At 66.7% G+C, this 13,503-nt stretch carries 9 protein-coding genes; all 9 read right to left on the bottom strand.

Annotated features, from left to right (window positions below; all coding sequences use genetic code 11):
* Positions 1–67: 67 nt before the first annotated feature.
* Positions 68–1,558, bottom strand: a complete 1,491-nt coding sequence (gene tssC, locus GH664_RS03030; protein WP_153166666.1) for a type VI secretion system contractile sheath large subunit — start codon at positions 1,556–1,558, stop codon at positions 68–70.
* A gap of 33 nt (positions 1,559–1,591) precedes the next feature.
* On the bottom strand, positions 1,592–2,131 hold the full coding sequence (gene tssB, locus GH664_RS03025; RefSeq protein WP_153166665.1) for a type VI secretion system contractile sheath small subunit: 540 nt from the start codon (positions 2,129–2,131) through the stop codon (positions 1,592–1,594).
* Positions 2,132–2,199: 68 nt separating this feature from the next.
* A complete protein-coding gene (gene tssA / locus GH664_RS03020; RefSeq protein ID WP_194270309.1) occupies positions 2,200–3,231 on the bottom strand; it encodes a type VI secretion system protein TssA in 1,032 nt (343 codons plus the stop codon).
* A gap of 153 nt (positions 3,232–3,384) precedes the next feature.
* Positions 3,385–7,875 (bottom strand): filamentous hemagglutinin N-terminal domain-containing protein, encoded by a 4,491-nt coding sequence (locus GH664_RS03015; protein ID WP_153166663.1) that lies wholly within the window; start codon positions 7,873–7,875, stop codon positions 3,385–3,387.
* A gap of 30 nt (positions 7,876–7,905) precedes the next feature.
* On the bottom strand, positions 7,906–9,606 hold the full coding sequence (locus GH664_RS03010) for a ShlB/FhaC/HecB family hemolysin secretion/activation protein (RefSeq protein WP_153166662.1): 1,701 nt from the start codon (positions 9,604–9,606) through the stop codon (positions 7,906–7,908).
* A 40-nt stretch (positions 9,607–9,646) separates the two neighbouring features.
* Positions 9,647–11,764, bottom strand: a complete 2,118-nt coding sequence (locus tag GH664_RS03005; protein ID WP_153166661.1) for a CHAT domain-containing protein — start codon at positions 11,762–11,764, stop codon at positions 9,647–9,649.
* Between the two features lie 142 nt (positions 11,765–11,906).
* Entirely contained in the window at positions 11,907–12,212 is a 306-nt protein-coding gene (locus GH664_RS03000; RefSeq protein WP_153166660.1) for a DUF1992 domain-containing protein, read from the bottom strand.
* Positions 12,213–12,282: 70 nt separating this feature from the next.
* Positions 12,283–13,116 (bottom strand): aldo/keto reductase, encoded by an 834-nt coding sequence (locus GH664_RS02995; protein WP_228111354.1) that lies wholly within the window; start codon positions 13,114–13,116, stop codon positions 12,283–12,285.
* Between the two features lie 114 nt (positions 13,117–13,230).
* Entirely contained in the window at positions 13,231–13,479 is a 249-nt protein-coding gene (locus GH664_RS02990; protein WP_153166658.1) for an acyl carrier protein, read from the bottom strand.
* Between the last annotated feature and the right edge of the window lie 24 nt (positions 13,480–13,503).

Raw genomic sequence — 13,503 nt, 5'->3', positions numbered from 1 at the left:
CCTTCGTTCGGGATGCTGCTAGCCTCGCGGCGAACCGTACCGCCTCGCGACGGCACTCATTGGCACCTCACGCCCCCTTGGCGGAGGGCAGTTTCGAAACCAGCCGCAGCGAGACGGTCAGTCCCTCGAGCTGGTAATGGGGGCGCAGGAAGAACTTGGACGTGTAATAGCCCGGATTGCCTTCCACTTCCTCGATCTGCACCTCCGCCGCAGCCAGCGGCTTGCGCGCCTTCGTCTGCTCGGACGAATGCGCCGGGTCCCCATCGACGTAGTTCATGATCCACTTCTGCAACCAGCGCTGCATGTCGTCCTTCTCCTTGAACGAGCCGATCTTGTCGCGCACGATGCACTTCAGGTAGTGCGCAAAGCGGCAGCAGGCGAACAGATAGGGCAGACGCGCCGACAGGTTGGCATTGGCGGTCGCGTCCGGGTCGTCGTACTCCGCCGGCTTCTGCAGCGACTGCGCACCGATGAAGGCGGCGAAATCGGAGTTCTTGCGATGCACGATGGGCATGAAGCCGTTCTTGGCCAGCTCGGCCTCGCGCCGGTCGGAGATCGCGATCTCCGTCGGACACTTCATGTCCACCCCGCCATCGTCGGTGGGGAAGGTGTGCACCGGCAGCCCTTCGACCGCCCCGCCCGACTCGATGCCGCGGATGCGCGAGCACCAGCCATAGAGCTTGAACGAACGGTTGATGTTCACCGCCATCGCGTACGCGGCATTGGCCCAGGTGTAACGCGTGTGGTCTGCCGAGCCCGTGTCCTCCTCGAAGTCGAACTCCTCGACCGGGCTGGTCTTCGCGCCGTAAGGCAGGCGCGACAGGAAGCGTGGCATCGCCAGGCCCACGTAGCGCGCGTCGTCGGACTCGCGCAGCGAACGCCAGGCAGCGTATTCCGGTGTCAGGAAGATCTTCGTCAGGTCGCGCGGATTGGCCAGCTCCTGCCATGAATCCATCTGCATCAGCGTCGGGCTGGCGCCGGCGATGAAGGGGGAATGCGCCGCGGCGGCCACCTTCGACATCTCGCCCAGCAGTTCCACATCGGGCGGGCTCTGGTCGAAGTAGTAATCCCCCACCAGGCAGCCGAAGGGCTCGCCGCCGAACTGGCCGTACTCTTCCTCGTACACCTTCTTGAACAGCGGGCTCTGGTCCCACGCCGTGCCCTTGAACTTCTTCAGCGTCTTGCCCAGATCCAGCTTGGTGATGTTCATCACCCGGATCTTCAACATCTCGTCGGTTTCGGTGTTGTTGATCAGGTAATGCAGGCCGCGCCAGGCGCCTTCGAGCTTCTGGAAATCCGGGTGATGCAGGATGACGTTGACCTGCTCGGTGAGCTTGCGATCAAGCTCGGCGATGATGGCCTCGATCGACTTGACGACGTCCGGGCTGATGACCTTGGTATTGATCAGCGCCTGTTGCGCCAGCGTCAAGACTGCCTTTTCGACGGCGCTGCTGGCCTCGGGCGTCTTGGGCTTGAATTCCTTCTGCAGCAGTGCGCCGAGTTCGTCCCCCTCCAGCGTGACGCCGGAAAGCTGCGTGCTTTGCTGTACTTCCGCCATTGCCTTCTCCTGAAACGTTGTAGGGCTCGGCGATTACGCTGCGCCGCCTTCCTGGGGTTTGGTCTCTTCCGCCTTGCCTTCCTCGGGCTTTCTGGCGGCCGCGAGCGACTGCAGCAGGGCCGGATCCTGGATGACCTTGGCGATCAGTTCCTCCGCGCCGCTCTTGCCATCCATGAAGGTGATCAGGTTCGAAAGCTGCTGTCGCGCCTCGAGCAGCTTGTTCAGGGCATCCACCTTGCTCGCCACCGCCGCCGGAGAGAAATCGTCCATGCTCTCGAAGGTGATCTCGACGCTGAGGTTGCCCTCGCCCGTCAGCGTGTTCGGCACCTGGAAGGCGACGCGCGGTTTCATCGCCTTCATGCGGCTGTCGAAGTTGTCGACGTCCACTTCCAGGAACTTGCGCTCGGCCACCGGCGGCAATGGGTCGGCAGGCTTGCCCGACAGATCCGACAGCACCCCCATGACGAAAGGCAACTGGATCTTCTTCTCGGCGCCGTACAACTCGACGTCATACTCGATCTGCACTCGCGGGGCGCGATTGCGCGCGATGAATTTCTGGCTGCTGGTGACCACGTCCTTTCTCCTCGTCCACTCGATGACACATTGAAGCAACGACGCCTGAAGGAACTGCCCGCGCTTCGCTAACCGTCGCGCCCTGGCCCGGCGATCGACTCGATCTGCTTGAGGCTCTCGGGCGCCATGTCCTTGATGATGTCCACGAAATTCATGCTGACCAGCCGTCTCGCGCGCTTGATCAGCAGGGGAGCCGGATTCGTCGGTTCGTTGCGCTCGAAATAGGAAATGATCTTGTCGATCATCAACAAGGCTTCCTCGCGCGTGCGGATCTCGACATTCATGGGCCTCTCCCCTGCCCCGCCAGCCGGCGCCGAAACCGACTCCGCTTCGGGCACGGAACCTGTGGCGTCGCCTGCCGCAGCGCCGTCTCCCACGGCGCCGCGGACGACCTGATTCAGCATAGACAAGATCACCATCAACGGCTTGAAATCGGGCGCCCGCTCAGGCCCCACCTTGTCGTTGAGCAAATTGGCGAGTGCCCTCGTCTCGGCCAGGGTTTCGCCCACGCGCGCGAGGGCGGCGGCGTCCTCGCGCGCCACGCTCGCCAGAATGGCATCGATCTGGCGCTGGGAAACCGCCTCCGCACCCTTGCGCGCGGGCATTCGGCCGAGCGCCACCTCGATGTCGCGGACGGTGACCTGGCCGTCCTGGCGGGACTGCATGAAGCGCGTAGCGCGCAGGTCGCGAATCAGCGCCTCACCATCGACCAGTGGCGCCAGCGCGTTGATGCGCATCGTCGGGTCGTTGTCGTCTTCGGCATCGAGCAGCGGATACACTGTGTCCCAGTAGCGCTCGAGGAGCCGCAGGATGAGCCGCAGGCCCGGGAGCAAACCGGCAAAGCCCTCGGTCTGCACCAGCGCACGGACGAGGAGCGCAGCGATGCGCAGGTCCTTCGAGCGCTGCAGCAGCGTCAGCGCACTCTCCCGCACCTGCGCCCAGGCAGGTTCCTCGGCTGCAACCACAGTGTCGCCGAACTGCTGTTCGGGCTTGCCCTGGGCGGCCTGCTCGAGATCCCTGAACGCGGCGTCGTACTCGAGATCCGGGCCGCAGGGCGGCTGCTCGGCAGTCTCCTGAAGCAGTGACTCGACATCGATCACGACGCGTCTCCCGTGAATTGCGTCCGTCGTATCATTCGGTGCAGGCCGCAAGCCCCGCCCCATGCAAGCGGGGTAGGCTGCGCCGGCTCCTGGCAAACGTCAATAGGGACTTCCGCCCTGTTTCATGCCTTCCCCCGACGCCGCCCGATCGCTTCAAAAATCGCTGCAGCCGTTGCGCTCCTCGACATCGACGCAGTTCGACAGATTGGGCTTCAGCCTGACCCGAGACCATTCGATCGACAGGATGTCCGATCCCTGCGTGGCCGCCTCGCCCATCAACGGACCAGTGGCGACGCACATCGCCGGCAGGCCCAGATTGCGGTCGTAGAGATAGGTGGTTTCGGTGGTCGGCCGCAGGACATTGGCTTCCTCGCCGCCGGTGTCGGCATCTCCCACGCGCAAGGTGCCGGGCGTGACGAGCAGCGCGTAACCCACCGGCGAACTCAGGCCGCCCGCGGAATTGTCGATCGAATAGCTGCCCGGGGGCGAATTGCGCGCGGCGGTCGTGCCCAGCGCCCCCGACAGCGCGCCCGCACGGCTGTCACCGGGAAGCAAACCGCTGATGGTGTAGCTGAAATCCGGATTGGGTGCGCCGAGGGGGCGAATCTGATTGTCGGCCACCACCCTCAGGGTCGGCTGCTGGGCATAGATGAATCGGTTGCCGCTCGACGGAATCACCACGCTGCTCGCGCAGCTTGCGGCGCCGAACGCACAACCATAAAAGCTGGGCTGGAATGCCGCCGGATCGAGCCCGTTGCGCAACTCGCCGATCCAAGTGTCCGCCCAAATCCGCCACGTGCCGCCCGCACCCGGCGTCAGGGCACCACCTTCGCTGATGAAGTTCGTCGCCGACACGAGCGTGATGTTCGAGCCCGGATCGAGCGTGGTGATGTTCTGGCCGAGCGTGATCGAGCCGGACAGGGTGCGGACGAAGAAATCGCCCAGACTGGTGGAATTGGACGCCGTCAGCGTCTGGACCAGGTTCGTCGACGAAGAGAACCCGAACGCAGAAACAGGACCGATGACGATCGGGCCGGCGTTGGTGAAGGCGAAACTGGCGGGGGGGTCGACCGCAAGTCGATTCACCGAGTTGCCCGCGTCATTCAACGACGCGTTGGTCGCCGCCGCCCCTCGCACCAGTAGTTCGTCGGCCACGATGGAACCTGCCGAAACCAGTGGCCCCATCGTCGCAAGCGCGAGCCTGCGTCCGGGCAGGCTGATGCCGCTGTCCAGGAAAATACCGCCCGCTCCCGCTCCTTCGTTCTGCAACGTCAGATTCGTCGTCCATGTGAATGGCAGGTCGTAGGTGATCGCACCCACATGCGTATCGCTACCGATGACGATGCCGGCATCGGCCTGAACGGTCGCCAACTCGGAATCGCTCAGCACGAAACCGAAGGGCCCGAGCGCAAACTCGCCAGCGAAGGCGGGATTCGCGACGTAGATCGGCATCGCGTCCGCCGCAGTCAATGCACCACTCGCATCGACTCCACCCGGGCGCAGGTTGACGACTCCTGAGGTCCGGATCGCGACATCGCTACCGAACTCGATCGCATCGCCGCCGCCGTCGTTCCGAGCACGGATCGCGATGCTGCCCGACGTCTCGGGTCCACCGATCGTGGTCGCGGATTCGTCGACGGTGATCTGCACCCCGGCGTAATCAGTGAGCGTCTCGCCGCTGATCATGATCCGACCCGGTGCGCCGCGGGTCCGCACGGCGGAGTCGGTGATCAGGATACCCGCGTTGATGAAACCGAATGCCGTCGCTTCGCTGCGTCCACGCAGATCGATATTGCCACCGTCCGAGGTCTCCACCGTCGCCGCGAACAGGACCACTCCATCGGCGGGACGAATGTCGGAAAGGCTGCGGCCTAGGCCGAACACAGTGATGTCGCCCGACTCGCTGCCCAGGGTCGGCGAATCTCCGAAGCCCGACCCCAGATTGATGCCGGTACCGTTGAAGCCCTCCGACCCGATGGAGGCCAAACCGCCGGACAGGCTACGTCCCCCCCCGAAGCCACCGGCTCCCCGCAATTCAATGTCACCCGACGCGGTGACGATCGACCCGAACGGCTGAGCCACCCCATTGCCGCCCGTGCCGCCGAATCCGCTGCCGAACGTGTTTGACGTTGAGCCCCCTTGGCCACCATCCCCTCCCGATCCGATGACGGAGACGCCTCCCGTGGCGGTCTGGATCAGGCCGGTGTTGTACACACCATGACCACCATCGCCCCCTCTACCGCCGCTCGCTCCAGTCGCTCCGATGGTGGCATCGCCCCCGCTTCCCCCCACGCCACCACTGGCGACGATCAGGAAGGAGCCCGTGCCGTCGGCGATCAAGGTCCCACCGTCATTCCAGAAACCAGCACCGCCGGTGCCGCCGGCACCACCGGCAGCCCCTCCAGCTTCGCCACCCACTCCGCCGTCGCCGCCGGTGACGATGAAGTCGACCTGACCGGATGTAGTCCGAATTTCGGCTCCGGACTCTGACGGACTACTGATCGTCAGTCCTGCCCCGCCTGCACCCGCGTCGGCGCCAGGACCACTCGAAGAGCTGCCCGGGCCGCCGCTGCCGCCCGTGGCAACGATCGCGATGTCACCCGACGTACTCCGAAGGGACGAATCTTCGAGCGAAACCCCTGCGCCGCCGGCTCCACCCACGCCAAAGCCGTCGCTCTCGCCACCATTTCCACCGCTGCCGATAATGTCGATGGCACCACTCCCGGTCACGATCGACGAGCCGGCCGTCAGTCGCACACCGACACCGCCCACAGGAGGATCGCTGGCAAACGAGGTACTTCCGCTGCCGACGAGACTGACATCGCCGCTGGCTGTCACCAGCGACGAGGACTCGAGGCGCACGCCGTCCCCGCTTCCGCCACTCCCGGCATGGACCCCGACAAGCGAGATGGATCCGGCGCCACTATCGATGGTCGCGTCTTGCAGCCACACGCCCGCCCCGAACCCCGCTGCACCGGTCAGCGATACGTTGCCCCCCGCACTGGCGATGCGGATCGGGCTGCTTGGCGTACCCGCCAACCTCACTCCGCCACCGGCAGAGAAATCGACATCCAGTGGCGCCGCACTGGATACGATCTGAACCCCGGATTCGACCAGCAAATCGTTGTTTGCGACAACCGAGAGCGACACGCGCGTCGCACTGGTCACGTTCAGGTTCGCTCCACTCAACCACGTGATGTTACCGCTCTGACCGCCCGCCGTACCGGTCGTGATCTCGACGCTGGTTCCTGCATTCAACCGGTTCGCGATCTGCCCGACTGCGACGTTGGCTCCGATGTCGGACGCGTTCCAGACGGGCGCGGAATCAGTGTTGTTGTCCGTGCTCGTAGTAGGACTGGTGCTGATCGTGAGGTCATACGGATCGAGCAACCAGGTGCCGGCCAATCCCGCCGGCGCACTGGCATCGACCCTGAGCCCCGCAACATCCAGCCAATGGCCCGAGGTCTCGACCAGCCCGCCATTGCCGCCGCCGCTGCCCCCGCGCGCGCTGATGCTGCCATAGGCACGCGTCGGGCCGTCGCTCCAAACAACCACCGTGCCGCCATTGCCGCTGTCGATCGCATCCGCGCGGATACTGGCCTGCGGTCCGAACCACGTGGCGGCCGCATTGCGCACGGCTGGATTGGCGCCCTGGTAGTCGCCGCCGACGAGCACGCGACCGCCCCCCGCACGGCCGCTCGCGTCAAGCGACGCCGCCGAGGCGACGCCGACATGCTGGCCGAGGACCTGGATTTCACCGCCGGACGTGCCTGCAGTGGGCCCGCTGGCGTCCACCGTGCCGGTGACCATCGTGTCGCCCGCCTCACCGCCGTCGAGCACGATGCGGCCATTGCGCTCGGCGAGGCTGCGTGCGCGCACCACGCCGCCCTGATTGACCACCGTGCCGACGAGCTCGCCCAGCGCCTGGGCGCTGAGCAACACCTGTCCGCCATCGGCGATGAGCGCACCGCCATTCGCCACCAGCGCGTCGAGCGCGCCCTGGCTGATCGTCAGTTGCGACAGCCCGTCGCCGGAAAGATCGAGCGTCATGCGCCCACCAGCGCCGAGGATCACGCTGCCCAGCCGCGCGACGATGGTGCCGTCGTTGCGCACGTCGCCGCCCAGCAGGGCCACCGTGCCCTTGTCGGCGGCGTTGATGCGGCCGGCATTGACGACGCTGCCCCCGGCGCCACTGAAGAGATAGCTGCCAGCGAGGAAATCAGCGTTTTCGATGGCGAGCGTGCTCGCCACCAGCGAGCCGACGTCCACCGTCGCCGACGGCGCGAACAGCACGCCGTTGGGATTGACGAGGAACACACGACCGTTGGCGCTCAGGCTGCCGAAGATGTCGCTGCGATCGTTGCCGATCACACGATTGAGCATCACGCTCGACGCGGCCGGCTGCTGGATCCGTACTGCCTCGCCAACGCCGATCGAGAAACCGTTCCAGTTCACGATCGCGGCGTTCGTACCCTGCCGGATCAGCATGCGGTCCGCCGCGGGCCGATCCACTGCGACCTGTCCTGCCACCACCTGTTCACCGGTCGGCATGGCCCAGGCGACTGCGGGCAGGAACGCGAGCGCCACCGCGAGCGCGACTGCGTTGCGCGCCGGACGCGAGGAGGGTTGGAACCCAGGTTTCATGATGCCCCCTGCTTTGCCCGCGACGGGGCGTCAGAAAGACTTGGAGACCTGCATGTACAGGCGCGGCACCCGATCGGGATCGGTGACCCCGCGATCGGTCACGCGCCATGCGAGGCTGGTGCGCAACACGAATCCGTCGGCCGTGCCCCAGAACGCGCCCACGCCATAACCGCGCAGGGTGACATGGTTGTCTCCCTCGCCCGGCGCCGGCTTACGATTGAACCTGCCCCAGCCCCAGTCGTAGAAACCCTGCAGCGACAGATCGGGCGTCACGCTGTAGCGCAGCTCGAGGTTGGCGACATGGCCTTCATCGACCGTCGCCTCTGCCGGCGCATAGGCGCGGACGGCGCGCGGTCCGCCCAGCGACACTTTCTCCGCACTCGTCAAGTTGCGGTCGGCGAACTGGCCCGTCATGCCGAAAAACAGGTTCAGCGGCCCGACCAACTGATTGAGCCGGGACAATTCGTAATTCCAGTGCTGGAAGCTTCCCTCGGTGCGCCGCCCGGTACGATCCTCGGCACGAGCAATGCCGCCGAGGTCGAGATCGCCGAAGAACGCGGTCAACCCGGCGCTGGTGTAGCCGCCGCCGAGCAGGTTGTCGCGCTGCTCATACGCAAGCCCGGCGAAGACCGTACGTAGCGACTTTTCGTCGCGCCGCGAGATGAGGCCGATGCGGTCATCGAGGTCCTTGCGCTGCCAGCCCAGGCGCGCGAACAGGTTCCGCGAGCGCGAGCGGATGATGGGGTGGCTGAGGCTGAGCTCAAGCACGTCGGCACGACCGCTGGCGTCGAGCTCGGTGAAATCCTTCCCGAGCTTGTAGTCGACCTGCGAATAGGAGGCGCCCAGCCGCGTGCCGTTGCCGCCGAGCGGCAGCTCATAGCTGAGGCGTCCATAGGACAGCCGCCCGCCGGCGCCGAACTGGGCCCGCGCATCGAGGTTGTCGCCCAGCCGCAGCGGCCCGTTCAGGCGGCCGGTCGCGCCCACCCGGTATTCCGAACTGGCGCGGGAGCCGTAGTTGTCCGCATCCAGGATCAGGCTCCAGTTGCGGCGCGGCCCCACCGTGACGATGAGGTCGGTCGTCCCCGCGGCGTCGCCCTGCTCCAGCGCCGCCTGCGGCGCGAGGCCGGGCAGGTCGGACAACAGCAGCATCACCCGCTCCAGCGTGGGGCCGTGCAGCGGCTGGCCGGGCTCGAGGCGGGCCAGGATGCGCTCCACCACCTGCGGTTCGACACGCGCGGCCGGATCCACCTGCAGCGTTACCTTGCCCAGCGTGCCTTCGACCACCGACATGTCGACGATGCCATCGCCAAACTCCTGCACCGGCACCACCGCCTGGGCCAGCAGGTAGCCGTCCTGCCGATAGCGCTCGGTCACGCGCTCGGCAAGCGCTTCCAGATCGGCGAGTGTCACCGCCTGGCCGATGCGGTCCGCGACCAGCGCCTGCAGTGCGTCGTTGGTGAATCGGGTGCTGCCCGAAAAACGCACGCCCTTGAGCACGAAGCTGGGGCCGCCGACCGGCGCCGTCGTGGCTGCAGGCTGCGGGGCCGGCATGCCCTTGATCTCCGGGGTCGGCGGAATGACCCGCGGGGGCGGCGTCGCTTCGCGCAGGGCGCCGCCAGCATCGGGCACTGCCTGCCCCAGGGCGGCGACAGGCAGGGCAGCAAACATGGCCATCGAGAGCGCGGAGAGCAAGGGCAGGAAAGGGCCTGCGGCAGGGCGCGGGGCAGTCATCGGAATCGGGAACTCCGTATCAGGTCTCGTCGGGTGGGGGTCAAGCACCGGCGCGCAAGCGCCAGTCGCCGATCAGGTTGAACGGCGCCCAGAAGAAGGGATGGGCGAAACGCCGCTGGCCGAGCACCGCCATCTGTGCGTCGCGCATGGCATCGATCGCCTCGGCGCCGCCGGCCAGGCGGCTGTAGAAGGTCGTCATCAACAGCTCGGTCGAATCATCCGCCACCGGCCACAAGGAGGCCACCAGGCCGGAGGCACCCGCGGTCAGGAAGGAGCGTGTGAAACCCAGGATTTCGTCGCCGCGGGCAATGCGCCCCAGCCCGCTCTCACACGCCGACAAGGTCACGAGCGACACGCCGGCAAGGTTCACGCCATACACTTCGCGCGCCTCGAGGAAGCCGGGGTCGTCGCCTTCGGCGGCGAGCAGGATGCGCGAATGCAGTGGATCGACGCTATCCACCTCGGCGTGCGCCGCCACGTGCAGCACACGGCCGTTGCCCGCCTCGTCGCGGAAGCGCGCTTTCGATGCCGAACGTTCGACATACACCCGCTTGTCGGCATACAGCGTGCCGATGCGCTCGACTTCACGCTCGGCGCCGGGCAGTTGCTCGCGCGCACTGTTCGCCGGATTGCCAAAGGCGATCAACCGATCGCTTTTCGTGTCGGTGCGTCGCACGAGCTGCACCGCGAGGCTCGCCGACGGGACAACCGCAATCGCATTGCGCTCGATCAGGTAAGCCTCGGGGCTGCGCAGGGCCTGGAAGGGCAGGTAATGCAGCCCGCCATGGGGCACGATCACCACGCGCTCGCCTGCCTTCACCCCGAGTGGCGCGAAGAGCTTGCCGTATAGCGCCGACGCAAGCTCGACGGTGTCGCGACGGCGATCGAAGATGGACTGCCGCATCGCCTCGACGTCCTGGTCGATCGCCGCACGCGACAAGGGCAATTGCACCGCCTGCAGGCCGGACGCACGCGCCGTCCACGCGATCAACCGGTCGTCCAGGCTATGGAACTGCACCAGGACTTCGCCTGGCCTCAAGGCGCCGAGGACTTCCTTCAACGCCACCACCCCGGTGCTGAGTTCCGCGTCTCCCGCAGGCGTCACCCGCCCGCGCACGATATCGAGCAGTGCCCGGGCGCGACTGCGCTCCGACAACTGCCAGGCGCCTTCGACATCACCCGCTTCCATCGACAGCAGGATCGCCTGCTCGAAGATCTTCTGCATATCGCCGAAGAGCCCGGTCTTGAACTCCTCGCTGCGAAAGCGCGCGCGGATCGCCTCGGACAGTTGCGCCGCCTCCTTGAAGCGATCGCGCGCCGCCGCCCGGTTGCCGAGCGCCAGTTCGCTGCGGGCGATGCCCTCGACCGCCCACAGCCGGTGGTAGGCCGCATCGGCGCCCGACGCGTCCCGCGCGGCCTCCTCGAACGCCTCACGCGCCTGCTGCGGCTTGCCCTCGATCAGCAGCAGGTTGCCCTGGCCGCGCCGGTACAGCGGCTGCAGGTCGGCCTCCGGGGGTTGGATCGAATCGTAGAGCGCGCGTGCGCGCGCGGCATCGCCACCGGCGACGAGGGCGTTCGCAAGCGAGATCTGCACCAGCGGCCGGAAGCGATCGCTGGCAGCCGCCGCGGCCTTCTCGTACCACTGCACGCCCTCGGCGATGCGGCCGCGGCGCACCGCCACGTCGCCCAGCGTCTTGTAGGCAGGGCCTTCGACAATCCGGGGATCCTTCGCCTGGTGCCCGAGTGCCTCGCGCGCATACTGTTCGGCATGCTCGAGATCGCCGGCATAGCTGTAGGCGATGGCCAGATCGCGCTGGGAAACCGCTACGAGATCCTCATTGCCCTGCGCATTGCCCACATGCAGGGCCATCGACGCCGAGCGGATGCTGTCGCGCAGCTCGCCGCGCTCGGCCTGCGCCACCGCCATGCTGCAATAGCGGTAGCCGTCGAGCTTGACGCGTGCGCGCTGGTACAACAGCCGGCCCTCGGCCGACAGAACCTTCAGCGTCTCCGCGTCGCGCTGGCGTGCGAGCGCAGCGTCGAACACCCTCGCCGGAGCGGGCGCGTCGGCAGGTGATGCGGGACTGGAGACGACGAGAAGAGACAGCAACACGGGCGCGAGCAAGCCGCGCGCCCTCAGCCGAGACGGATGACCCAAGATTCCCCTCCCCGTTCATCACGAAGCCATCAACTCAAACTTTAGTCATACGCCCGGGAATTACAACAACATTGACGCAGAAGCTCGCAGCGAAGACGTTCGGGCCCGCCGCCTTGCGCCGTCGGGCTCTCTCCGCGGCGCATCAATGCTTTTCGCCCAGTTGCATCAACAACCACGCCAGCTTGTGCCGCAGCGCACTGCGCTGCTCGCCCTGCGGCAGAGATTCGATTTCCTTGCGCAAGGCAGCGATCTCGCGGCGCAGCGTCACCTCGGTCGGCGTGATGCCGGCGTTCTTGAGGATATGGTTGACCATGCGCTGCTCGGGCGACACGAACAGCTCGTCATCGAACACCAATGGCCGGCCCGCCCCCGGCAGGCCGTCGAACTCGCCGCGACGGAGGGCGTCGGCGATGCGCTGTTCGGCAAGAATGTCGAAGATCGAGGTCATGCGGATCGTCGCCTTTGCAAGGCTTGCTGCACGGCGCCCGCCTCCGGGCGCCGCATGACGCCGAGCCCGCTCAGTGGCCGAAGCTGTCGGCGTCGAACATCGTCGGATCGGGCCGGTCGAGCCCGTCGAGCGCGGCCATGTCGGCGTCGCTCAGCGCAAAGCCGAACACGTCGAGGTTCTGCGCCAGACGCGTCGGGTTGGACGACTTCGGCGCGGTGACGAAGCCCTGCTGCACCTGCCAGCGCAGCACCACCTGTGCCGGCGTGCGGCCATGGCGCTCGGCGATGCCGCCGATCACCGGGTCGGCCAGCATGTCGTTGCCCGCGCCCAGCGGACGCCAGCTCTCGGTCACGATGCCGCGTGCCCGGTGGATCGCCACCAGGTCGTCACGTCGGTGGTAGGGGTCGAGCTGGATCTGGTTCAAGTGCGGCACCATGCCCTGGTCGAACAGGCGCTGCAGGTGCGCCGGCTTGAAGTTGGAGGTGCCAATGGCGCGCACCAGGCCCTCGGCCAGCAGGCGCTCGAGGCCGGCATAGGCATCGACGTAGCGATCCTGGTCGGGGTTGGGCCAGTGGATCAACAGCAGGTCGATGTAGTCCAGCCCGAGGCGCTCCAGGCTCGCCAGGCAGGCGGCGCGCGCGCCTTCCACGCTGTGCCACTTGCGGTTGAACTTGGTGGTGACGAAGACCTCGTCGCGGCTCACGCCCGACTTGCGGATACCCTCGCCGACGCCGCGTTCGTTCTCGTAGTTCTCGGCGGTATCGATCAGGCGGTAACCGATGCGCAGCGCGTCGGCGACGGTGACGGCCGCTTCGGCATCGTTCATCGGCCAGGTTCCCAGCCCGAGCTGGGGCATCTTGACGCCATTGGCGAGAGTGACGAGGGGAGCGGGATTGACGGTCACGGTGGTTCTTTCCTTGTTGCGTTGGGAGGCGGCAGTTTCTCCCATCCGCGCGCGCTGCGCACCTTGGGATAGACCCGGAGCGGCATCTGGCGCCCCTCGCCGTCTGGTCCGGCTTCAGCCGCCGAGCTTGCCTCGAAGATAGGCGACCAGGTCATTCACCGTCACCAGCTTCCGGTAGTCCGCCTCCGGAATCTCCACCTTCAACTTTTCCGCCAGGCCGATCAGGAAGTTCAGCCAGTCCATCGAGTCGAGGTCGACCTGCTGGCGCAGCGGGCGGTCGGGGCGCAGCTCGGCCTCCTCGACTTCGGGGGCGATGGCCTTCAGCGTGGCGATGACGATGGCGCGCAGTTCGGTGTCGTCCATGGATGGTTCCGTCAGGGATGGGTG

Origin of the sequence: Thauera sp. 2A1, assembly GCF_009469595.2 — a bacterium.
In the GTDB taxonomy this organism is placed as follows: Bacteria; Pseudomonadota; Gammaproteobacteria; order Burkholderiales; family Rhodocyclaceae; genus Thauera.
The sequence above is the reverse complement of the archived record's forward strand: the minus strand, read 5'-3'. Positions and strand labels throughout refer to the sequence as shown.